Raw genomic sequence first — 22,577 nt, forward strand, 5'->3', positions numbered from 1 at the left:
CGCGGCGGATCATGGGCCTGGAGACCGAGTTCGGCATCACCAGCGTCCTCGACAGCCACCGCCGACTCGGCCCGGACGAGGTCGCCCGGCACCTCTTCGCCCCGGTCGTGGAGAAGTACCGCAGCAGCAACGTCTACTGGCCCAACGCCTCACGGGTGTATCTCGACGTCGGCGCACACCCGGAGTTCGCCACCGCCGAGTGCGACTCACTGCACCAGCTGGTGACCTACGACCGGGCGGGGGAGCACATCTTCCACGGACTGGCCTCCCGGTGCGAGGCATCACTGAATGAGCGGGGGATCGGCGGCAAGGTCTACCTGCTGAAGAACAACACCGACTCGGTCGGCAACTCCTACGGCTGCCACGAGAACTACCTGGTGGGCCGCGACATGCCGCTGAAGAGCCTGTCCGCCCAGCTACTGCCCTTCCTGGTGACCCGCCAGCTGATCTGCGGGGCAGGGAAGATCAGCGTGCCCACCGCCGGCGCCCCGAACGAGAACTTCGGCCCCGGCTACTGCCTCTCCCAGCGCGCCGACCATGTGTGGGAGGGGGTCTCCTCGGCCACCACCCGCTCGCGCCCGATCATCAACACCCGGGACGAACCACACGCGGACTCCTCCCGGTTCCGTCGGCTCCACATCATCGTCGGCGACTCGAACATGTCCGAGACCACCACCGCGCTGAAGGTCGGCTCCACCCTGCTCGTCCTGGAGATGATCGAGGCCGGGATCGCGCTGCCGGACTGCGAGCTGTCCAACGAGATCCGCTCGATCCGCGAGATCGCCCGCGACCTCACCGGCACCACACCGCTGGCGCTGCGCAACGGCGACACCGCAACACCGCTGGGCATTCAGCGCGCCTTCCACGCCGCGGCGACGCAGTGGCTCGACGACCGCCCGGAGCCCGCCGACGGTGACACCGGAACCCCCCGCCACCAGCTTCTCCCGGTGGTCGACCTGTGGGGACGCGTCCTCGACGGCGCGGAGTCCGGTGACTTCTCCGCGGTGGACACCGAGATCGACTGGGTCATCAAGAAGAAGCTCATCGACCGGGTCGCCGACCGCGGCGGCCTCGACATCACCGACCCCCGGCTGGCCCAGGTCGACCTGACCTACCACGACATCAACCCGCACCGCGGCCTGTTCCACATGCTGGCGCGCCGCGGGCAGGTCGCCACCCTCGTCGACCCCGCGGACATCGACACCGCCGCACAGACAGCCCCGCCGACCACCCGTGCCGCAGCACGCGGCCGGTTCCTCACCGCCGCCGAGGCCAGCACCCGCCAGACCACGGTGGACTGGACGCGCCTGAAGGTCAACGGCGACGGCGGTGCCGAGATCGTCCTGCCCGACCCGTTCGCCCCCGACGCCGACGGACTTGACCAGCTCCTCGAGATCCTGGGGGAGGACCCGCGGTGAGCACCCGGAACCGTCCCGCGGAGGTCCACTGGGACCCGGCCTCCTCCCGCCTGCTCAACCTCGTCCTGGCGCTGACGGACCGGCCCCGCTCCGTCGGATGGATCCGCACCCACGTCGACGGCTACTCCGGCGACGCCGAGACCGTACGTAAACGCTTCGACCGGGACCTCACCCTGATCGACGATCTCGGCCTGGTCGTCACCGAAACAACCGGCACCGACGCTGACGGACACCCCGAGCTGCAGTACGGCATCGACCCGACGCCCAGCTTCCTGCCGGACCTCACGGTCACCGACGCCCAGTGGCAGGCGCTCCGCCCGGCCGCACAGTGGGTCCCGAACCAGTCCCTGGCCGCACCCGTACGTCACGCACTGCAGAAACTGTCGACCGTGGCACCGGCCTCCGACGCCGACGGGGGTCCGGGCTTCTCCGCCCCGGTGCCCGACGCCGTCGATCTCACGGACGCCGACATCGAGGCCCTGAACATCGCCCTGGACCGCAACCTGAGCCTGCGGTTCCACTACTGGCCGGCCCTGACGGAACAACCCCGGCTACGCCACCTGGACCCGTGGGGAGTCGCCGCCGTCGACGGTCGGCTCTACCTCACCGGGTACGACCTCGACCGGGACCAGCAACGCACCTTCCGCCTGTCCCGTATCGCCGGGCTGGAAGCCACCGCGACCCTGATCCGTCACCGCGCGCCGGGCCGGCCCGTCGCCGAACTCGTGACCGAGGGCCTCCGGGCCGCCTCATCCATGGTCACGGCCCGTGTCCGGTTCCTCGGCGACGGTGCGCAGGAGCTACGGGTACTCGCCGGGCCGGCCGACAGTGACGGTGGTCGCCCGCTCGGACCGGTCGACCGGCAGTGGCTGGTCCGCACGGCCGCGTCCTACGCCACCGACGTCCTCGTGGTTGATCCGCCGGACGTCATCGCCGACATCATCACGCACCTGGAGGACGCCGTGCGCACCTTCGGGGGAGAGGAGGACCAGAGGTGACCGAGCCTGTTCCCCGTCGACGGAGCGTCGGCTACACCACCTGGCAGGTCCGCCGCGTCCTGGCGGTCATCGCCTGGTTCCGGCACCATCCGGACGGCTCGTTGATGCGTGCGGCCGCCCAGTTCGGCGTGACCGTGCCCCAGCTGCGCCACGAACTGACGCAGGCGGCCACCTGCGGGGTGCCGCCGTACCTGCCGGGGTCACTGCTGGAGTTCACGACCTCGGGGATGCATGTCGATGTCGTGGCCTCACTCGGGCTCGACCGGGCGCCGTCGCTGACCGCAGCAGAGTCCGGGGCCCTGCTGCTCAGCCTGGAGCGTCTGGCGAGTGTCGTGACGGGACCGGGCCGGGCTGACGTCGAATCGGCCGCGGGGATGATCCGCGACCTACAGCAGGACGTGCGGGACCGGCGTGACCGGTTCACCCCCGACGAGTTCACCACCCCCTCCCGCGCAGGCACCGGCACCAGTTCCGGTGCCGGTCAGGACGGGACGTCCGGTGTACTGGCGGAGAACCTGCCGCCACTGCGTGAGGCGCTCACCGCCCGGAGGTGGGTGGAACTGACCTACCGGTCGGCCTCCTCGGATTCGGTGGGCACGCGCACAGTGGTTCCGGACCAGCTGGAGTTCATCGACGGCCAGGCGTACCTGTGGGCCCGGGACGACGCCGATGTGCAACGGTGTTTCAACGTGTCCCGGATGTCGCAGGTCACCGTCACGGAACGCGGTGCGCCGGAGATCCGTGAGCGCACGATCGACGCCGACGACCCGTTCGGGTTCGACCGTGACGGACAGCGCTGGGCCGAGATCGACCTGGAGGACGGCGCGGCGTGGATGTTCGAGTACCTGCCCGTCTGGCAGGTCGATATCCCCGGGACGCTGCGGGCGGCGATACCGGACACCGGCGACTGGCTGGAACGGTTCCTGCTGGCGTATGCCCCGAGCATCCGCGCGGTGGTACCGCAGTCCACGGAGGACGCACAGTGTGATCTCGCCCACCGCGTGGCCCGCCGCGCCAGCGCTGCGCTGGATGCCTACCGTTCTCTGGCGTAGGGTTACCGGTATCTGATCCACACCGTGGAACACACGCTGTATGACCGACGGAAAGGCCGGTACTAATGGGTGGCATAGGCCCCTGGCAAATCCTGATCATCGTCCTGATTATCCTGCTCCTCTTCGGAGCGTCGAAGCTGCCGACTCTGGCACGCTCCGCTGGTCGCTCCATGCGCATCTTCAAGTCCGAGATGACCGAGATGAAGAACGACGGCCAGCCGTCCGTCGAGAGCGCGAAGCCGACCACCGGCACGGACGGTATCTCCGACGACATCAGTGCCGAACCGGAGTTCCGTCCGAACGACAACCAGTCACAGGAGCGATGACAGATGCCCGGCGCCACTGAATGGCTCATCATCGCGCTGGTCGTCGTGCTCTTGTTCAGCGCGCCGAAACTGCCGACCATGGCCCGGTCACTCGGTCGTTCGATGCGTATCTTCAAGTCCGAGATGACCGAGATGAAGAACGACGGCACACCTGTCGTACCGTCAGCTGCCCCCGCAACTGAACCGAAGGTCACCCCGCCCAGCAATGACTGACAGTTCCCCCGACGCTCCTCGGCGAGTCCGTGTGCCGCGTGCACGACGCTCGCTGAAACGAGGACGTCGTCCCACGGAAGCGGAGATGTCTCTCGTCGAGCATCTCAAGGAGCTCCGTCGCAGGATCCTCATCGCTCTCGCGGCGATCGGTGTCGGCACGATTCTCGGGTACATGTGGTACGGAAATGGCATCTTCGGCACTCCCAGCCTTGGTGACCTGCTCAAAGACCCGTACTGCGAACTGCCGCCGGAGTTGCGGTTCGGCGGAGACATCGCCAATGAGTGCCGCCTGTTGGCCACCAGTCCGTTCGAGATGTTCATGCTGCGACTGAAGATCGGCTTCCTTGCCGGCCTGGTGTTGTCCGCCCCGGTGTGGCTGATGCAGTTGTGGGGTTTCATCACACCGGGGTTGAAGAAGAACGAGAAGATGTGGACACGCACCTTCGTGACTGCGGCGACCCTGCTGTTCGTCCTCGGTGCCGTCCTCGCGTACTTCGTGCTCTACTTCGGCCTGGAGTTCCTGCTCACCATCGGTGACGAGACCCAGATCGCAGCGCTCAACGGTACGGCGTACTTCAGCTTCCTCCTGACGCTCCTCCTCGTCTTCGGGGTGAGTTTCGAAGTGCCGCTGATCACCGTGATGCTCAACCTGGTAGGGGTGCTCAGCTACAGGACCTTGAAGGACAAGCGCCGCTACATTATCCTCATTCTCTTCGTGCTCGCCGCTTTCGCCACCCCCGGCGGAGACCCGGTGTCCATGCTGATCCTGGCGCTCTCGATGTGCCTCATGATGGAGATCGCGATCCAGATCGCCCGGATCAACGACAAGCGGCGTGCGAAGAAGGCCGGCGCCGACGGTCTCGACGCCGTCGCCGATGACCTCGATGATGAGACAGCATCCTCCATCGCTCCCGCCACGCCGATGAACACCCCCCGCACCTCACCGAACCCCACCCCGACAACACCCAGGATGGACCACAACAATCTCGATGACCTCCTCTGACCCGGACATCCTCCCGGCACCGGTCGCGGCATTCGCTGCCGCATACCCTTTCCCGCTGGATGAATTCCAGCTCACCGCGTCCGCCTCCATCGCGGAGGGGCGCGGCGTCCTGGTCTGTGCACCCACCGGCGCTGGAAAGACGGTGGTGGGGGAATTCGCCGTACACGAAGCGTTCCGGCGTGACGGCACCTGCTTCTACACCACCCCGATCAAGGCGCTGAGCAACCAGAAGTACCACGACCTCGTCGCCCGCTACGGTGAGGACCGCGTCGGACTGCTCACCGGCGATGTCAGCGTCAACGGTGACGCCCCGGTGGTGGTCATGACCACCGAGGTGCTGCGCAACATGATCTACGCCGGGTCAGACCGTCTCGACGCCCTCACCCACGTGGTGATGGACGAGGTCCACTTCCTCGCCGACCCGTCCCGCGGGCCGGTGTGGGAGGAGACCATCCTCAACCTCGACCCGTCGGTGATCCTGGTCAGCCTCTCAGCGACGGTGAGCAACGCCGAGGAGTTCGGCGCCTGGCTCTCCACGGTGCGGGGTCAGACCGATCTCGTCGTCACCACCCACCGTCCGGTCCCGCTGCACCAGTCGATGATGGTCGGCTCCCAGATCCTGCCGCTGTACGGGAACGGGAGGGACGCCGACGTCAACCGCGCGGTCGTCGCCGCAGCCAGCCGTGCGGAGGAGTCGGGACGGCGGCAGGGGCCGAAACGCTCCGACGTCGTCGCCCAGATGCGCGGTGCATCGATGCTCCCCGCCATCTACTTCATCTTCTCCCGCGCCGGTTGCGACGGGGCGGTCCGTCAGCTCCTCGTCGACCGGGTCCGCCTGACCACCGACGCCGAACGCGACGAGATCCTCGCGACCGTCGACAGGGGAGTGGAGGGTATCGCCACCGAGGACCTCGGCGTCCTCGGATTCCGCCAGTGGCGACGGGCGCTGGGCAACGGCTACGGGGCGCACCATGCCGGTATGCTGCCCGCCTTCCGGCACATCGTCGAAGAGCTGTTCTCCCGCGGGCTGATGAAGGTCTGCTTCGCCACCGAGACGCTGGCCCTGGGCATCAACATGCCGGCGCGCACCGTGGTGCTCGAGAAACTCGTCAAATTCAACGGTGAGGCCCACGTGGACCTCACACCGGGCCAGTACACCCAGCTCACCGGACGTGCCGGGCGTCGTGGCATCGACACCGAAGGCCACGCCCTGGTGCTGTGGTCCAAAGGCATCGACCCGTATGCGGTGGCGAACCTCGCCCAGACCCGCACCTACCCCCTGGACTCGACGTTCCGTCCCGGATACAACATGGCGGTCAACCTGATCTCCACGAAGGGCTACGCCGAGTCCCACCGTCTGCTGGACCGGTCCTTCGCCCAGTACCAGGCGGCATCCACCGTGGTGGAGCAGGCGGAGCGTGCCAGTCGCCGACGCCGTGACCTGGCCAGCCTCGAACGGGACCTGTCGAAGACCCTGTCGTCCCTGAAAGGGGCGCAGGTCAGCGCAGACGACGTCATCGAGTACGCGGGGCTGCGCCGCGATCTCACTCTGGAGGAGCGACGGGCGAAGAAGGACTCGGCCGCGGACCGTCAGGTCGAGACCGCCCGGTTGCTGTCCAGCCTGTCCGTCGGTGACATCATCGCCCTGCCGACGGGCCGTCATCCGCAGCTTGCCACGGTCGCCCGCAGCGACTCCGACCACCGTCACCCCCGGCCGTGGATCATCACCGAGGACGGGTGGTGCGGCCCCGTGACCGCCGAGACATTCGGCAACGTCCCCGTGCCGCTGGGCCATATGTCGCTGCACAAGGGGGTGCAGCGCAGCCCGAAGCGTAACTCCCGCGCTGTGGCCTCCAACCTTCGGCGACAGAAGGTCGACCGCCCCCGTGTCCTCAAACCGAAGGCGAAGAGCGGCTCGCGTAAAGCCGCCGAGCTCCGGGACAAGGTGCACGTCCATCCCGTTCATCTTCTGGCGGAGCGCGAGGATCTGGTCCGCCCGGCGGAGCGGGTCGTCGCGGCCCGACGTACCCTCGACCGCGAGATGGAGATCGCTGCACCGGAGACCGAGTCACTGTCCCGGACCTTCGACCGGATCCTCGACCTCCTCGGCGAGCTCGATTACGTGGAGCAGGACGGTACTGACGACGCTGACAATGCTGACGACGCTGTCCCGTCCTCCGACCGGGCCACGACCCACATCACGGCCGAGGGCCGACGACTGGCCCAGGTCCACCACGAGTCGGATCTTCTCGTCGCCCAGTGTCTGCGGCGCGGTGTGTGGGATGAGCTCGATCCCGCTGAGCTCGCCGCCGTGGTGTCGACGTGCGTCTTCGAGAACCGGCGGGAGAGCGAGGGGCGGCACGAGGACGGTGTCCCGACCGAGCCGCTGGCCGACGCGGTCACCGCGGTGTTCCGTATCCACGGCGAACTCGTCTCCGACGAGGCACGGCACCGCCTGCCGGTGACCCGCGAACCGGACATGGGATTCGCCACGGCTGTGCACCAGTGGGCCGCGGGCGCGCCCCTGGACTACTGCCTGCGTGCTGCGGAGGCGTCCGGTGCCACACTGAGCGCCGGCGATTTCGTGCGCTGGTGCAACCGCGTCATCGACCTGCTGGAGCAGATCCGCCACACCGGGTACTCGTCGTCGGTGAAGGCCTCCGCCAGGAAGGCTGTACCGGCGATCCGGCGGGGCGTGGTTGAACTGGGCGCGTAGGGGACCGGCTCTGGCCTACACTGGCTTCCCATGAGCTTTCCTGTCTCCATCTACACCGCCCGTCTCGACGCCGTCGGGAACCTCCTCGACGAACAGGGCATCACCGCGGCTGTCCTCACCCCGGGTCCGGACCTGCGGTTCCTCCTCGACACCGACATCGAGACCCACGAGCGTTTCGCCGCCCTGGTGATCACGCCGTCGGCACGCCGGATCGTCGTCCCCGGCGTGGATGCTGCCGCGCTACGCAGTGGCGTGGCGGGGGAGGCCGGAGTCGAGGTGGTCCCCTGGAACGACGGGGAGGACCCGGTGGAGTTGCTCGACCTGCCCGACGGCGCCACCGTCGCGGTCTCCGGTACCATGACCGCCGACCACCTGCTCACCATCCAGGGCAGGGGAGTGCAGACTGTCAACGCCACCACGGTGCTCCGGGACGTGTTCATGGTCAAGGACGACGTCGAGATCGCCGAGCTCACCCGTGCGGGTCACGCCATCGACGCCGTGCACCGGCAGGTTCCTGGCCTGCTGCGCGCGGGACGTACCGAGCGCGACGTCGCCGCCGACCTCACCACGATGATCCTCGCCGAACACGTCGCCGTGGACTTCGTCATCGTCGGTTCCGGCCCGCACGGAGCCGACCCGCACCACAGCTACTCCGACCGCGTGCTGGCCGAGGGCGACGTGGTCGTCGTCGACATCGGCGGCACCCTCGACTCCGGTTACCATTCCGACTGCACCCGTACCTACGTGCTCGGTGCCGCGTCAGAGACACAGCGGGACGCCTATCTCGTCCTGCAGCAGGCGCAGGACGCCGGTCGTGCCGCCGCGCGCCCCGGCGTCACCGCCGCCGAGCTCGACGCCGTGGTCCGCGACATCATCGAGGACGCCGGCTACGGCAACTACTTCACCCACCGCACCGGACACGGCATCGGCGTCTCCGGCCACGAGGAACCGTTCATCATCGCCGGAAATGACACCGTACTGACCGAGGGGATGGCCTTCTCCATCGAACCGGGGATCTACGTGCCCGGAGAGTGGGGTGCCCGGATCGAGGACATCGTGGTCCTCACCGCCGACGGCTGCGAGCCGCTCAACACCACCACACACGACCTCACCACCGTGGAGGTGCCCGCATGAGTACTCCGGGATCCCCGGCACGGATCGTCCTGTTCGGCGCCACCAGCGAGATCGGGGAGCAGATCATCACCCGGCTCGCCGCCGGCAATGACCTCGTCCTGGCCGCCCGACGTCCTGATGCCCTGACAGACCTGGTGACGGCCTGTGAGGAGGCCGGGGCGACGCGGGTGGAGACCGTCTACTTCGACGCGTCCGACTGTGCCGGTCAGGCAGGCGTCATCGACACCATCGAGGGGGCCGGCCCGATCGACACCGCAATCGCCGCCTTCGGTGTGCTCGGTGACCAGGATCTCGCGGAGCAGGACGGTGCGGAGGTGGAGCGCATCCTGCACACCGACTTCACGGCCCAGGCCGTCCTGCTCACCGAACTGTCCGCCCGTATGACGGCCCGCGGTCGCGGCGACCTGGTCGCCTTCTCGTCGATCGCCGGTGCACGTGTCCGCCGGCCGAACTACGTCTACGGTTCAGCGAAGGCCGGACTCGACGGGTTCTGCCAGGGCATGCAGGACGCGTTGCGCGGCACCGGGGTACGGCTGACGGTGGTCCGTCCCGGTTTCGTCATCGGACGCATGACGGAGGGGATGGACCCGGCACCTATGTCGGTGACGCCGGACGTCGTCGCCGAGGCCACCGTGCAGGCGCTGACCTCACGGCGGTCGGATGTGTGGGTGCCCCGCAAGCTCGCGCTCCTCGCCAGGATCATGCCCCTGGTCCCGAGAGCCCTGTGGCGGCGGGCACCACGGTAGGGTGGGGAGCATGTCCCGACTGCTGCCCCTGCTGTACATCGTCGCCGAAATCCTCGTGTTCTTCCTGCTGGGAAGCTGGATCGGCTTCGGTTGGACGATCCTGCTGGTTCTGGCGACCTTCATCGGCGGCATGATACTCGCCGGGTGGCAGTTCCGTGAGCTGGTCCGCCGGTCCATGACCGACCGCGCGCACCCGGGGCAGCTCACCGCCGACGCCGCTCTGAGCGCGGTCGGCGCCGTCCTCGTCGCCCTGCCTGGCCTCGTCACAGCAGTGCTCGGCATCGTCCTGCTCCTGCCGCCGACCCGCTCCCTGGTACGTCGTGGCCTGGGCGGTGCACTGCGTCGCAGGATCACCAGCTTCGGCGGTGCATCCTTCACGACGGTCTCCGGTGTGAGCATGCCGCAGACGAAGGACGTCGACGGGTGGGGTGAGGTCATCGACCACCGGGCCGATGAATTCGACGACCGGGACGACAGGGACGACAGGGCGTGATCCGTTTTCTCCTGCTGACGGCTGCTGCAGCGGCCGCCGGGGTGGCCCAGTTCGCCTCATACCAGCCCACCGGCCTGTGGTGGGCGGCCCCGCTGGGCTTCGCGCTCTTCTTCATCGCGGTGGACCGCGCGGTGTCGGGCGCCCCCACGGACGCGACCGGGCCCCGCAGCATCCGACGGTGGGTGATGTGGCTCAGCTGGGTCCAGGGCCTGGTGTGCTTCCTGTTCCTGTTGCCCTGGGTCGGTGAGTACGTCGGTGCCATCGCGTGGATCGGGCTGTCCCTCCTCGAATCGCTCTACAGCCTGCTCTTCGGACTGGGCCTGGGGTTGATCTGTGTCATGGCGCGGACGTGGGGCAGCAGCGGCCGTTCCGCTCTGCTGCTCGTGATGGTGCCTGCCTGGTTCGTGGCCACGGAGTGGCTCCGCGCCTCGTGGCCCTTCGGTGGATTCGGATGGGCCCGGGTCGCGTGGGGCCAGATCACCGGCCCGCTGGCGGAGTGGTCGACGGTGGCCGGTCCCGCTCTGGTCACCTTCGCGGTGGTACTCACCGGTGTGGCCCTGGCACTGCTGGTCCGCCGCAGCTACATTACGGCTGCCTCCACCGTGGCGGTGACGGTCGGCGGAGGTCTTGTCCTGGGCGCCGTACCCACGTCGTGGGGTGGCGAGGTCGATGAGACGCTCAACGTCGTCACGGTGCAGGGCAACGTGCCGCGGCTCGGCCTGGACTTCAACTCCCAACGCAGCGCCGTCCTGAACAACCACCTCACGCAGACATTCAAGCTGGCCGAAGAGATCGACAGCGGTGAACGACCGCGCCCGGACCTGGTGATCTGGCCGGAGAACGCCTCGGACATCAACCCCTTCGTCAATGAGGGTGCCGCCGAGCAGATCAGCGCCGCAGCCCAAGCAGTCGGAGCCCCGTTGCTGGTGGGGACACTCACCCGGGATGAGGAGGGTTCCCGGAACACGGCCGTGGTGTGGGACCCGGAGACGGGGCCGGGTGACCAGCACGTGAAGAAGTTCCTCCAGCCCTTCGGCGAGTACATGCCCTACCGTGATCTACTGCGCCACGTCAGCCCGTATGTGGACATGGCCGGGAACTTCAAGGCCGGCGACGGGGACGGTGTGGTCGACATGGACGGCGTTCCCGTCGGCGTGGCGACCTGTTACGAGGTGAGTTTCGACGGTGCCTTCCGCGACGCCGTGAATGCAGGCGCCACGTTGTTCGCGAGCCCGACGAACAACGCGACGTTCGGTTTCACCGACATGACGTTCCAGCAGTTGGCGATCAGCCGGATGCGTGCGATCGAATACGACCGGTCCGTCGTCGTCGCGGCCACCTCAGGGGTCTCGGCGATCGTGTCGCCGGACGGAGCTGTGACGGACCGGACAGAGATCTTCCGCGCGGGTCTTTTGCAGGAGGACGTTCCGGTGCGCGATACTGAGACGTTGTCAGCACGCATCGGCCCCGTCGGCGAGTGGATCCTCGCCGCCGTCGGCGCCGTATTCGTGCTCTATGCAGGTTTCCGGCAGAAGAAGAGGTAGGCAGAGGTTGGCTACGGGACATTCGACACACCCCAGTGACCGCACCCTGGTCATCATCCCGACCTACGAGGAGTTGGAGAATCTCCCGCTCATCGTGGGTCGCCTCCGCGCGGCTGAGCCCGACCGCGTGGACATCCTCATCGTCGACGACAACAGCCCGGACGGCACCGGGGAACTCGCCGATCAACTGGCTGCCGCTGACGGGCACATCAATGTGCTGCACCGTGAGGGCAAGGGCGGTCTGTGCGGCGCCTATGTCGCGGGGTTCCGGTGGGGGCTCGAGCGCGACTACCAGGTGCTGTGTGAGATGGACGCGGACGGTTCCCATGCTCCCGAGCAGCTCGACCGGCTCCTGGCCCAGGTCGACGCCGGCTCGGACCTGGTCATCGGCTCGCGCTATGTGCCCGGCGGCAAGGTCGTCAACTGGCCGTGGAACCGGTGGTTCCTGTCGAAGGCGGGGAACATCTACATCTCCATCGCCTTGGGCGGTGGCCTTTCCGACATGACCGCCGGCTACCGTGCGTACCGTCGGTCCCTGGTGGAGTCCCTGGACCTCGACGAGCTCTCGAACGCGGGGTACATCTTCCAGGTGGACCTCGCATTCCGCGCGGTCGAGGGCGGGTTCGCCGTGGACGAGGTGCCGATCACCTTCACCGAGCGTGAGATCGGCGAGTCCAAGTTGGCCGGTAGTTTCATCAAGGACAGCCTGATGGTGGTGACGACATGGGGGATCCGCCACCGTGCCGCCCAGGTCAGCACTCTTGCCGGGGCGTTCTGGCGGTTGGGCAGGGATTCGGTCAGGCAGAAGATCAGTCGCTAGAACGGCACCTCTTCCGTGCTCGCTCTGCGCGCTGCGGCAAGTACCGCTTGCTGGGTTGCACGTACTGCCTTCCGTCGCTCATTGTGCTCTCGTACTGTCCGGTAGCGCCTGGTCGCACGGCTGGCAAAGCTGGTTCTCGCGAATCCGGCGAGGGGCCCCGTCGGTTCAGTGACATAGGTGTGCCCGTCGTCGACGCTCGACCACATCACCGCGCCGTCGCTGGCCTTGGTGGCATCGACCCAGCCGAGTGTCTTGAGGAGATGGTGCGAACGGCACAGGGGGTGGAGGTTCCCGGTGTCGGTCGGCCCACCGGAGTCCGGATCGCCGTGGTAGTAACGGCGCACATGGTCGATGTCGCACTTCGCCGCCGGGACCTCGCACCCGGGGAAGGTACAGCTGGTGTACACGCCTTCCAGGAACTCCACCATCCTCCTGGTGGGTGTATAGGCGTCCGTGGCTTCGTGGCCAGGAATCCGGAGGTGGGTGACGCGCTCCATGAATGCGTCGGTCGCTACCGCGTCGAGCCAGTGCCCACCTGATGTCGCAGCGACCTCGCTGTTGATCTCGCGGTAGATGTTCAGGGTCACGCTGACATCTGCGGTACCCCTGACCAGGTGAAGCAGACCGTCCGCACGTGAACAGGACATGTCACGGCAGACCGTATCAAGAACGGCAACCACCTCCTCAGCTTCTGCGGGCGGGAGTGTTGCGGTGATGACGGTGGCGCAGGGATCATAGGTGTCGACGCTGACGCGTCGCGTGGGTGTACCACAGTCGCGAGGATCAATACCGGCGGGTGGCTCGACGGTGTCTGCGGTCACGGCCGACTCCGCCGCCCCGATCACCTCCGCACAACTGACGGGTGGTGGTTCAGGATCCGTGTGGTCGACGGGACGCGCAAGTTCATCGATCCTGTGCACTGCCTTGAGGATCTTCTTCACCATGGCACGCGGCCCGGGCATCACCTGCTTGTCCCGTCGGGGAGTGAGAACGGCGATCAGGGCTTTCTCCGCTGTGTCAGTGTCGTCAGGCCGGATGCCGTCCGCGCTACGGGCGAGTAACCGGAGATGGTCGAAGCTCAGCATCCCCCGGAGCAGGTGGGCTTTGAGCCGGGGCATGCGGGCACACAGCAGCCCGATATCCGTGTAGGTTTCAGCCCTGCACCGCGTCAGCGACAGCCTGGCCTGAAGGCGCGCATGATGAGCCACAACATCGGCAGTGTCGTGAGGAACGCACTGGACAGCGATCTCGATCATTGCGCGGTTCATCTTTCTGACTGCGACAGCAGCAGTGTCCGTCGATGTCTCGATCGACCACCGTCGGAACGTAAACGAGGGTTCATACAGTTCACCCCAGTCGATGAGAATTCCGGAAACGAACACGAGATCAGGGTACCCCGGCCCGTCCTGTGGAGGATCGTGCTCGGGAGGTGGGGGAGCAGGCTGTGACGATGTGTCATCCATGTCGAACACACTACCGAACCATGCGGACACAGAATTACACAATCGAAGGAAGATCGAACATATGATCGAAATGAAAGAAAGGAAAGCAAAAGCCCTCCGGTGGTACCGGAGGGCTTCTATCAGGCCGTCATCGAAAGACTCAGGAGTTCGCGGCCTGCTCTTTCATGAGCTTCATCGCCGTACGACGGCGCTTGCGCAACAGTTCGATGCGCTCCTCAAGCAGGACATCGAGCTCTTCGAGCGACCGGCGCTCACGGAGCATGTCCCAGTGGGTGCGGGCCGGCTTCTGCGGCTTCGCGTCCTGACCGACACCCTCGATGAGCTGGCCGAGCTGACCGTTCTTGCACATCCACTCGCTGGGGATCTCCGCGTCGTTGGCGAAAGCGACCTCGAAGATCTCACCGGACTCGGTCTGGTATTTGGTCATCTGGCGGGGGGCCAGGTCGTGGTCGCGGTCGGTCTCGTAGGACACCGCTCCCATTCGGCTGCCACGCAGTACACGATCTGCCATCGGTGCATCACCCTTCTCATCATGCGGACGTGGTGGATCATTCCTCCGGTACAACGGACGAGACGCCCGGATAATTCCCGGGCGACACCACAAAGCTCAACCACAACACTCTACCGCAGAAGTGCAATGATGGACGACATGACCGACCACGCCACCGATGCACAGCGGACGACACCTCACCGGTGCGCATGGTGCAACCGCGAGATCGCCCAGGAAGGGCCCGGACGACGGCGCCGCTACTGCAGCCAGTCCTGCCGTCAGCGCGCCTACGAACAACGTCAGTCCCTCAAGGACACGACGATTCCCGCGGACTCTGTCATCCTCTCGAAAGCAGCTGCAGAAGAACTCACTGACCGTCTTTTCGAGGTCCGTTGTGCAGCAGAAGACATCCGTGAAGCCGTCGCCGACGGCGAACCGTCCGACAGCGTCCTGGAACTCTGTCAGGAACTGGTCACCCTCGCCAGGGACGCAGAGGGGGTCCGGGGGAGAAGCGAATAGGGTTCACGGGCAGCGGCGGCTAGCATGGACAGACATGCGGAAAGGTATCGTCACGCTGGTCGTTGTCACCGTCGTCGCACTGGCCATCGCCATTGTCGGCCCGCCGGTGTACAGACTTCTCACCAGTGAGGGACTGCAGACCGCATCCATCGCCGACGGAAGCGGCGAGCCGGCCACGGTGGGCGTGGACGGCCACTGGGACGTCGTCAGCGGAGCGGGGGAGAACTCCAGCGAAGCCGGATACACCTTCGATGAGGTCCTTCCGGGCCAGGAGAAGTCCACCTCCGGCAGGACGTCGTCCGTGAGCGGTTCGCTCGTGGTGACCGACGGCATCCTGGAGGAGGGCAGGGTGACTGTCGACGTCGACAGCATCGAGTCCGACATAGAGAAGCGCGACATCCACGTCCGCGACAACATCCTGCACACCGACCAGTACCCTGAAGCGACGTTCACCATCTCCGACCCTGTGGATCTGTCGTCTCTCCCTGAGGACGGTAGTGTTGACACGGTAACCGTCGACGGCGAGCTCACCATGCACGGCAAGACCAATGACGTCACCGCTGAACTGACAGTGCTCAGGACAGGGGAGAATGTGATCGTGGAAGGCCAGGTGCCGGTGGAACGGGAAGCCTTCGGGATTGTCTCGCCGGAGTTCGTCGCGTCACAGATCGCCGAAGAAGGCACCGTGGACCTGCTGCTGGTCTTCGGGCTCCAGAGCTGACCCTGAGAGGACATCACCATGGACAGAGACGTCATGGTCTTCACCCGGTGGATCCGGCTCGTCGCCCTTGTCGTGGCCACGGGGTTCATGGTGTTTACCGGCGGAACACTCGGATATATCTTCGCCGCCGTCTGTGCGGCGTTCCTCGGACTCACCATATGGCAGTTACTCAAGCTGTACAGGGATGACAGGTACCGTACGTAACAGGAGACAAGCCTTCAGGAGGCCCCATGGGACAGGACATCACGAGCCTTCTGGAGCGGCAGGATGTGGCTGCACTACAGGTTGAGCTCAGCGGAATGACGACCGTCGCCATCGCCGACGAGATGTCTCGGCGAAGCACCGACGAGCAGGCGGTCATTTTCCGACTCCTCGACAAAGACCGGGCGATCCAGGTGTTCGAGTACCTGGACGTCGTCCACCAGGCCGACCTCATGACCGGACTGAGAGAGGCACGCTTCGCAGACCTTCTTCTCACTCTGCCGGATGACGACCGCGCCCAACTGCTCGGCGAGATGCCCGCCGCTGTCGCTGCCCGCATGATGACCGGGCTTCCTGCGGACCGCCGCAAGATCACAGCAGAACTGCTGGGATACCCGGATGAGTCAGCGGGCCGCGTCATGACGCCGGTACCGACGGTGATTGACGTCGGTAACAGCAGGGAACAGGCTCTGAAGAAGCTCCGGGGCCGTGAGTTGAGGAACCGGGATATCGCGGTTCTCGCTGTCACGGATTCCACGCGGCAGCTTGTCGGCGTCGTGAACCTCGCATCGTTGGTCACTGCCGCCGACGGCACTCCGGTATCCGAGCTGATGAACGTCGAGACCCATGCTGTCAACGCCACCGAGGACCAGGAGGTCGCCGCACGCCTCGTCCAGGAAGCCGACCTGCTCGCACTGCCGGTCGTCGATGATGAAGGGCGTTTCCTCGGCATGATCACCGTCGATGACGCCATGGAGATCCTCGAGCTGGAGGTGACCGAGGACGTCTATCGCTCCGGTGGCTCCGAGCCACTGAAGCAGCCGTACCTGACGGCTACGGTCTTCCACCTGGCCCGCAAACGCGGCGTCTGGCTCCTGGTGCTGATTCTGACGGCTGTGCTGACAGTCAACGTCATGTCTTTCTTCGAGGACACATTGTCGAAAGTGGTTGTGCTGGCGACCTTCGTGCCGATGATCACCGGCACGGGCGGTAACGCAGGTTCACAGGCCGCGTCGTCCGTGGTTCGTGCGCTCGCCGTTGACGAGGTCCGGCCACGAGACATCTGGCGGGTCATCTGGCGAGAGGTCCGCGTCGGATTCATGCTGGGAGTCTTCCTCGGTGCATTGATCTTCCCGTTCATCACGCTGTTCTACGAATGGCGCATCGGTGCGGTGATGGCACTGACGATTGTGGGCATCTGCACCTGGGCATGCATCGTCGGCGGAGTGCTCCCGCTCGTCGCCCGAAAAATCGGCGTCGATCCGGCGGTGTTCTCGACTCCGGTGGTTTCAACGCTGGTGGATGCGACCGGTCTGGTCATCTACTTCAGCATCGCCCAGATTATCCTGTCGAGCATGCTCTGAGCGCGACTGGCACAAGGGGAAGGTCGCCATCATTACGTCACTGTGACGTAATGATGGTTGCCGTCCGTAGGTGCGCGACACGGGGAACAGTATCTCCGTACGGCACCATCCGCCAAGCGGACCGACACACCAAACCCCGGACGGCCGCCGGCCCATAATGTCACGGCGTCACGACAGTTGGTCGCAAGCCCAACGACATCCAGGGGCCAGGCGCAGCCACGCTGACACAGCCATCCGGACAACCGGGAGTCATGAACCGAAGTCCAGGGCACACAGCGGAACGTCGACGCGTCAACGTTCGAGGGTGACCGACGGTGCGCGCCGCATTCCCGCTCCGTCGACCTCAGCTCCTCTTTCGCCGATAATATACATTATGACACTTCGGAGATTCGCAACCCCGCGCGAGCGACGTCGGGTGATCTTTCTCAGCCATCATGAGACATTGCGGAATCCCCTTCCCCTCGCAGTCGCCCTGAGATAGCGTCACTAGCAGACGACACATTCAGGAGGCAGGCACATGCCCTTACGACCACAGCCAGCCCACAGAACTAACAGGATGAGGGATCATTACCATGAAAATTGCATCTAAATCACTCTTTGCCACTTTCACCGCCCTCTCCCTTTGTTCCGCATGTAGCGCCGAAGAAAGCGATCCAGCAGCCCCACACGACGGAGCGGAAGTTACCTTCAGTACATATTCCTATGACGACGAAACGGGCGAAGAGGAAGCATTGTTCGAAGGGAAACTTCACTATCCTGATGGTGGCGGGAAGGTTTACGGCGAGAGGCACGAGGGAACGCAGTTTGGCATCGTCCTTCCCGAGGGAACAACATACTCAGCAGATGGTGACGTTCTGGAGTCCCCCAACAAGGTTGAAATACCAATCGACGAAGATGTATCCCTCGGAGGCGGGTACCACAATCCTTCAACTGGAGATGACAATCAAGATGATTTCGATGAGTACTTCCACGTTAATTCAATAGACGGAGAGTCGATACGTTAATGCTCGAGTCGGTTAGGGCGTACGGCTTCCGAGGACCTCACCATCCTGACATCATCTCCGGCATACTCCTGAGACCGGCTCGGCGGCACCGAAATGGACACAACTGACAGTTGCGGAACCGACAGATCAAATGAGAACGGTCAGGTGCCGTCGGCCTCGCTACCGTCTGCCGCCGCTTCCCGTCTCAGTCCCCAGCACGTATGCCGCCTGGCCAAGGTGTATCACCGCGTCATGCAGGATACTGATGAGACGGACACCTCTGGTGACGGGCGGATCCCAGGCATCGTCGATGACCTTGTCGAGGTCCGCTTCACCCAGCGTCGAGAGATAGGCGTCCACTGCGTCACAGACGGCAGTCACGTAGTCGATGACAGGGCCCACCTCAGCGGCAGTCACTTCTTGCGCCTGAACAGGTGACTGTCCAAACCCCATCGACTCACCTGCACCCCGAACGCCTGAGGAACTGTCGTATTCCTCGGACGTCCAGACCTGCTCGTCGGACGTCAGCCCGGACAACTGGACATCGAGTTCCCGTCCGGTGTGCCACAACAGCCAGACCAGTGAATTCGGGTGGCCCGCCGGATGCGCATTGACTATCTCTGCAGGTAGGTCCCGCGGAATCTCTCCCGCGGCATCGCGCACGCGACCGGCAAGATCCTTCAGAATATCTGTCGCCTTCATACCCGTCCACCGTACGCGCAGCGGACTCACCAGACGAAGCGACCGTCTGTTCCGAACTCCCCCGGGTGCACCGTGATGACCCACTCCGGATCCAATGCTCCGTAAATGTGCGGGTACCACTGCCCGTTGTCTCCGCTTTCCTCGCGGATCTCAGTTCCCGAATGTTGGACGGCTGACTCATCAATGGCCAGGACACACAGCGGGACGGTCTCATCCTGATAGAAACGTTCCGCGGTTGGCACGACCTGCGCTGCCGTAGAAGCATGAACGTACCCGACCTCATCCAAGGACATACCTGATGTCGAGACGCGGTACTCCCCTTCCCTCTGTGCATTGGTCCAGTCGGGAACGCGGGCGATGTGGTAGATCGGCATTCCTCCACTCTGCCGTAGACCGAACCGCTGCGTGGCATGTCCCGTCGGTTTAAGCTGAATCGCCATGGACCACTTCTTCAGCGCCACGCTCCATCAGTCCTCGGCACCGTTCTCTCACCTGACCACGCACAACGGGGTCGCATACACCGCCGGGATCATCGGTCAGGACCGTTCGACCGGCGAGCTCACATCGAACAATGTGAGTGAGCAGTGCGAACTGATGATGGAGAACCTCGGCGTGCTCCTCTCCGAGAATGAACTCACCTGGTCCCAGGTCATGAGAACGACGGTCTACCTGACCTCCTACGACGACTTCAATGCCGTCAACGAGGAGTACGCCCGGTGGCTCACAGAGCCGTATCCGGCACGGACAACCATTCAGGTCGCTGCACTCCCCCTCGGCGCATCCGTCCAGATCGAGGCCATCATCGCGACCGACGACAGCGCCTGACCACGTCGAATCGCCCGGGACAGTTGTCACCCCTCATGCTGAGAGACAGATCACTCTGTGGGAGAATAAGAGCATGAACCTCCCACACAATGATATCGACCCCGATGGACTGCTCGAATACTCCGTCGTCTTCACGGACCGGTCCCTCAACCACATGTCGGCCCGGTTCACGAAGGTCATGCAGGATATCCGCGACATTCTGACAACAACCTACGACGCCGCCACCGTCGCCGTCGTGCCCGGCGGCGGCAGCTACGCCATGGAGGCTGTCGCGCGCCAGCTCGTCACGGGGAAACGCGCACTGATCGTCCGCAACGGTCTATTCTCCTTCCGCTGGTCACAGATCATCGACGCAGGCAGGATCACCGACGATGTGACCGTCCTCAAGGCCCGGCAGACCGGCGACGAGCCGACCTCCACCTGGGTCCCCGCCCCGATCAAGGACGTCACCGCCGCGATCCGTCGCGAACGCCCTGAGGTGGTCATCGCCCCGCATGTGGAAACCGCCGCAGGTATCCAGCTGACCGACAGCTACATCACCGCCATGGCCAAGGCAGCCCACGAGGTCGACGCACTGGTCGTCCTCGACTGCGTCGCCTCCGGTGCCTCCTGGGTCTCCATGACGGACACCGGCGTCGACGTACTGGTCAGCGCCCCACAGAAGGGATGGAGCGGCACCCCCTGTGCCGGCTACGTCATGCTCAGCGAAGCAGGACGCGACGCCGTGAACGACTCCACCTCGACCAGCTTCGCCGTCGACCTCAAGAAGTGGCTGTTCATCACCGACGAATACGGCGAGGGTCGTACCCCCTACCACGCCACACTGCCGACCGACGGGCTGGCGCACAACGCTGAGCTGATGGCCGAGGCACGCGACCGCGGGTTGGAGAACCTGCGCGCGGCACAGATCGACCTCGGCACCAAGGTCCGTGCTCTGCTCGCCGAGCACGGCATCACCACGATCTCCAGCGGAGAGTTCGCCGCCCCCAGCGTCGTCGTGGCCTACACCGATGACCCGGCCGTGAAGTCCGGCGCGAAGTTCAAGGAGGCCGGTGTGCAGGTCGCAGGTGGTGTCCCCCTGCAGTGCGGTGAGCCGGAGGACTTCTCCACGTTCCGTCTGGGCCTGTTCGGTCTCGACAAGCTGGCCGACGTCGACGGCACCGTTGAGCGTCTGCGGACGGCCCTGGAGAAGCTGGGAATGTAGGCTGGCCGGTATGTTGTTCGCGTTCTCCATAGCCCCGGCGACGACCCCCGAGCCCGACGGCTCCATGGCCCACATCGTGGCCAAGGCAGTCGACGTCATCCGGGAGTCCGGTCTCCCCCACGAGACAACGTCGATGTTCACCACCATCGAGGGCGAGTGGGACGAGGTGATGCCGGTCGTCAAGCGTGCCTGCGAGGCGGTCGGTGAGTATTCCCCTCGCGTCTCACTCGTCCTGAAGGCGGACCTGCGCCCCGGGCGCACCGGGGAAATCAGTGGAAAGGTCGAACGGCTGGACGCGCACCTCGGCGAGCAGTAACGGGGCCGGCGGGAGCACCGGACTGATTACTCGGTGGACATCAGATGCAGCAGCCAGTTTCGGCTGTCGTCATTCATCCGTGCCCGGATCAGGGAGAACTTCTGAGGTTCCCCGCCGAGTCCTCCGTTCTGTCGCCCGTACAGCGTCACGACGATCTCGTCGTCCTGCCATTTCTTGAGGCTGTAGAACCCCGCGTCCCAGATATCCACGGTGCCGGCGCCGGGGCTGCCCGCGTCGATCCTGCCCTCGAATCCACCGTAACTGAGCGGATGATCCTCCGTCTGCACCGCCAGCCGGTTGATTCCGGAGTCCCGTGGCACCCCTTTCGGCAGTGCCCAGGACACCAGCACACCGTCATGCTCCAGGCGGAAGTCCCAGTGCAGGTGCGATGCATCATGTTCCTGGATGACGAAGGACGGTCCGCCGTCACCGGGCCCCAGCAGGACATCCAACGGATCACCGCGGCTGAGCAGCCGGTCGGCGACCTGCCGGAAGCCGAGCTGGCGGACGTCACTGTCGATTTCGTCCCAGGTACGGGCCCTGCGACCGTCGGCCGCGCCCGTCCGCGCAGTGAATAGGGTACGCACGTGGTCTTCACCCCGTCGTTCTGGCTCCAGTCAATCAGGACTTTTCCTCGACGCTCTTCCCTGGCCATCGTGGACACCACGAGATCCGGGTGTTTCTCGGCGATATCATCGGCAATGCGATGGACGGTATCCCGGACGACGGACGGACGGTGGCCTGAGGCCACCTCCGCGTAGACATGGATCCCGCTGCTGCCGGTAGTCACGGGTACTGACAGGAGGTCGCGCGCATCGAGTTCTTCCCGGACGAGGTGTGCAACGTCCGCGCACTGCGCCAGGCTTGCCCCCTCACCAGGGTCAAGGTCGAAGACCATCCGGTCAGGTCCGTGAATCCCGCCGCGCGGCCCGTAACGCCACTGGGGCGTGTGGATCTCGAGCGCGTCCAACTGGGCCAACCAGACCAGCGTGGCCGCATCGTTGACCAACGGATAGCGGGTCAGCCGGGTCTGGTGCTCGAACCGCCGCGTCGTCACCCAGTCCGGCGCACTGCCCGGACGCAGATTCCGTTCAAAGAAGAACTGCCCAGGGTGTTCGGCGGTCCCCACCCCGTCGACCCACCGCTTACGGGTGGCTGGTCGGTCATGCGCATGGCCCACCAGCCATGGGGCGACTGTGCGCAGATAGTCGATGACGTCCCGTTTGGTGGTCCCGGTTGACGGGTACATCACCTTGTCCGGGTGCGTGACCCGCACAGAACGTCCGTCGACCTCAACTGTCTCGGCAGTACTCATGCCGCCAGTGT

Annotated in this window: 25 protein-coding genes and 1 pseudogene; 20 read left to right on the forward strand and 6 right to left on the reverse strand. The window is 65.3% G+C overall.

Annotation, left to right across the window (positions count from 1 at the left end; translation table 11 throughout):
• The first annotated feature begins 11 nt into the window (after positions 1-11).
• The 12 genes from pafA to FS507_RS01600 all read left to right on the forward strand — a co-directional run bounded on the left by pafA (position 12) and on the right by FS507_RS01600 (position 12,463).
• On the forward strand, positions 12-1,418 hold the full coding sequence (gene pafA, locus FS507_RS01545; RefSeq protein ID WP_145941164.1) for a Pup--protein ligase: 1,407 nt from the start codon (positions 12-14) through the stop codon (positions 1,416-1,418).
• Positions 1,415-2,416: a helix-turn-helix transcriptional regulator gene (locus FS507_RS01550; protein ID WP_145941062.1), complete on the forward strand. Its 1,002-nt coding sequence runs from the start codon at positions 1,415-1,417 to the stop codon at positions 2,414-2,416. The genes pafA and FS507_RS01550 overlap by 4 nt, the downstream gene beginning before the upstream one ends.
• Positions 2,413-3,468: a WYL domain-containing protein gene (locus tag FS507_RS01555; RefSeq protein WP_145941063.1), complete on the forward strand. Its 1,056-nt coding sequence runs from the start codon at positions 2,413-2,415 to the stop codon at positions 3,466-3,468. The genes FS507_RS01550 and FS507_RS01555 overlap by 4 nt, the downstream gene beginning before the upstream one ends.
• Before the next feature lie 65 nt (positions 3,469-3,533).
• On the forward strand, positions 3,534-3,794 hold the full coding sequence (gene tatA / locus FS507_RS01560; RefSeq protein ID WP_145941064.1) for a Sec-independent protein translocase subunit TatA: 261 nt from the start codon (positions 3,534-3,536) through the stop codon (positions 3,792-3,794).
• A 3-nt stretch (positions 3,795-3,797) separates the two neighbouring features.
• Entirely contained in the window at positions 3,798-4,007 is a 210-nt protein-coding gene (gene tatA / locus FS507_RS01565; protein WP_145941065.1) for a Sec-independent protein translocase subunit TatA, read from the forward strand.
• Positions 4,008-4,092: 85 nt separating this feature from the next.
• Positions 4,093-5,010 (forward strand): twin-arginine translocase subunit TatC, encoded by a 918-nt coding sequence (gene tatC, locus FS507_RS01570; RefSeq protein WP_145941165.1) that lies wholly within the window; start codon positions 4,093-4,095, stop codon positions 5,008-5,010.
• Positions 4,997-7,726: a DEAD/DEAH box helicase gene (locus tag FS507_RS01575; RefSeq protein WP_145941066.1), complete on the forward strand. Its 2,730-nt coding sequence runs from the start codon at positions 4,997-4,999 to the stop codon at positions 7,724-7,726. The genes tatC and FS507_RS01575 overlap by 14 nt, the downstream gene beginning before the upstream one ends.
• A gap of 30 nt (positions 7,727-7,756) precedes the next feature.
• Positions 7,757-8,860, forward strand: coding sequence for a M24 family metallopeptidase (locus FS507_RS01580; RefSeq protein WP_145941067.1), 1,104 nt, complete (start codon positions 7,757-7,759; stop codon positions 8,858-8,860).
• The gene (locus FS507_RS01585; RefSeq protein ID WP_145941068.1) at positions 8,857-9,606 is read left to right on the forward strand and encodes an SDR family NAD(P)-dependent oxidoreductase; all 750 of its coding nucleotides are present in this window, start codon (positions 8,857-8,859) and stop codon (positions 9,604-9,606) included. The genes FS507_RS01580 and FS507_RS01585 overlap by 4 nt, the downstream gene beginning before the upstream one ends.
• Before the next feature lie 10 nt (positions 9,607-9,616).
• Complete coding sequence (locus FS507_RS01590; RefSeq protein WP_145941069.1) at positions 9,617-10,099, forward strand: FxsA family protein; 483 nt, start codon at positions 9,617-9,619, stop codon at positions 10,097-10,099.
• A complete protein-coding gene (lnt, locus tag FS507_RS01595; RefSeq protein ID WP_145941070.1) occupies positions 10,096-11,643 on the forward strand; it encodes an apolipoprotein N-acyltransferase in 1,548 nt (515 codons plus the stop codon). The genes FS507_RS01590 and lnt overlap by 4 nt, the downstream gene beginning before the upstream one ends.
• Positions 11,644-11,650: 7 nt before the next feature.
• Positions 11,651-12,463 carry a polyprenol monophosphomannose synthase gene (locus FS507_RS01600; RefSeq protein WP_260853094.1) on the forward strand — a complete coding sequence of 271 codons (813 nt, stop codon included), beginning with the start codon at positions 11,651-11,653 and terminating at the stop codon, positions 12,461-12,463.
• Here the strand turns inward: FS507_RS01600 and FS507_RS01605 are convergent.
• Entirely contained in the window at positions 12,460-13,845 is a 1,386-nt protein-coding gene (locus tag FS507_RS01605) for an HNH endonuclease signature motif containing protein (RefSeq protein WP_260853095.1), read from the reverse strand. The two genes, FS507_RS01600 and FS507_RS01605, sit on opposite strands and share 4 nt — an antisense overlap.
• A 220-nt stretch (positions 13,846-14,065) precedes the next feature.
• The gene (locus FS507_RS01610; protein ID WP_038548667.1) at positions 14,066-14,437 is read right to left on the reverse strand and encodes an RNA polymerase-binding protein RbpA; all 372 of its coding nucleotides are present in this window, start codon (positions 14,435-14,437) and stop codon (positions 14,066-14,068) included.
• 138 nt (positions 14,438-14,575) lie between these two features.
• Here FS507_RS01610 and FS507_RS01615 point away from each other — a divergent pair, with 138 nt between their 5' ends.
• The 5 genes from FS507_RS01615 to FS507_RS01635 all read left to right on the forward strand — a co-directional run bounded on the left by FS507_RS01615 (position 14,576) and on the right by FS507_RS01635 (position 18,225).
• Entirely contained in the window at positions 14,576-14,935 is a 360-nt protein-coding gene (locus FS507_RS01615; RefSeq protein WP_145941072.1) for a hypothetical protein, read from the forward strand.
• A 34-nt stretch (positions 14,936-14,969) separates the two neighbouring features.
• Positions 14,970-15,656, forward strand: a complete 687-nt coding sequence (locus tag FS507_RS01620; RefSeq protein ID WP_145941073.1) for a YceI family protein — start codon at positions 14,970-14,972, stop codon at positions 15,654-15,656.
• An 18-nt stretch (positions 15,657-15,674) separates the two neighbouring features.
• Positions 15,675-15,860 (forward strand): hypothetical protein, encoded by a 186-nt coding sequence (locus FS507_RS01625; protein ID WP_145941074.1) that lies wholly within the window; start codon positions 15,675-15,677, stop codon positions 15,858-15,860.
• Between the two features lie 26 nt (positions 15,861-15,886).
• Positions 15,887-17,221 carry a magnesium transporter gene (gene mgtE, locus FS507_RS01630; RefSeq protein WP_145941075.1) on the forward strand — a complete coding sequence of 445 codons (1,335 nt, stop codon included), beginning with the start codon at positions 15,887-15,889 and terminating at the stop codon, positions 17,219-17,221.
• A gap of 572 nt (positions 17,222-17,793) precedes the next feature.
• A complete protein-coding gene (locus FS507_RS01635) occupies positions 17,794-18,225 on the forward strand; it encodes a hypothetical protein (RefSeq protein ID WP_145941076.1) in 432 nt (143 codons plus the stop codon).
• 159 nt (positions 18,226-18,384) lie between these two features.
• On the opposite strand, the gene FS507_RS01640 is transcribed toward FS507_RS01635, so the two are convergent.
• The gene (locus FS507_RS01640) at positions 18,385-18,906 is read right to left on the reverse strand and encodes a DinB family protein (RefSeq protein ID WP_145941077.1); all 522 of its coding nucleotides are present in this window, start codon (positions 18,904-18,906) and stop codon (positions 18,385-18,387) included.
• Between the two features lie 26 nt (positions 18,907-18,932).
• Positions 18,933-19,346 (reverse strand): DUF952 domain-containing protein, encoded by a 414-nt coding sequence (locus FS507_RS01645; RefSeq protein ID WP_260853096.1) that lies wholly within the window; start codon positions 19,344-19,346, stop codon positions 18,933-18,935.
• Between FS507_RS01645 and FS507_RS01650 the strand changes: the two genes are divergently transcribed.
• The 3 genes from FS507_RS01650 to FS507_RS01660 all read left to right on the forward strand — a co-directional run bounded on the left by FS507_RS01650 (position 19,345) and on the right by FS507_RS01660 (position 21,251).
• Positions 19,345-19,731 (forward strand): RidA family protein, encoded by a 387-nt coding sequence (locus FS507_RS01650; RefSeq protein ID WP_145941078.1) that lies wholly within the window; start codon positions 19,345-19,347, stop codon positions 19,729-19,731. The two genes, FS507_RS01645 and FS507_RS01650, sit on opposite strands and share 2 nt — an antisense overlap.
• 73 nt (positions 19,732-19,804) lie before the next feature.
• Positions 19,805-20,935, forward strand: a complete 1,131-nt coding sequence (locus tag FS507_RS01655) for an aminotransferase class V-fold PLP-dependent enzyme (RefSeq protein ID WP_145941079.1) — start codon at positions 19,805-19,807, stop codon at positions 20,933-20,935.
• A gap of 10 nt (positions 20,936-20,945) precedes the next feature.
• Positions 20,946-21,251, forward strand: coding sequence for a thiamine-binding protein (locus tag FS507_RS01660; RefSeq protein WP_145941080.1), 306 nt, complete (start codon positions 20,946-20,948; stop codon positions 21,249-21,251).
• 26 nt (positions 21,252-21,277) lie between these two features.
• Here FS507_RS01660 and FS507_RS17495 read toward each other — a convergent pair whose 3' ends face one another.
• Both FS507_RS17495 and ligD read right to left on the reverse strand, forming a co-directional pair.
• Positions 21,278-21,838 (reverse strand): DNA polymerase ligase N-terminal domain-containing protein, encoded by a 561-nt coding sequence (locus tag FS507_RS17495; protein ID WP_260853097.1) that lies wholly within the window; start codon positions 21,836-21,838, stop codon positions 21,278-21,280.
• A gap of 5 nt (positions 21,839-21,843) precedes the next feature.
• A pseudogene (gene ligD / locus FS507_RS18400) lies at positions 21,844-22,566 on the reverse strand (non-homologous end-joining DNA ligase LigD); the annotation flags it as partial.
• Positions 22,567-22,577 lie beyond the last annotated feature (11 nt).

It is taken from the genome of Corynebacterium glyciniphilum AJ 3170 (assembly GCF_007673095.1).
In the GTDB taxonomy this organism is placed as follows: Bacteria; Actinomycetota; Actinomycetes; order Mycobacteriales; family Mycobacteriaceae; genus Corynebacterium.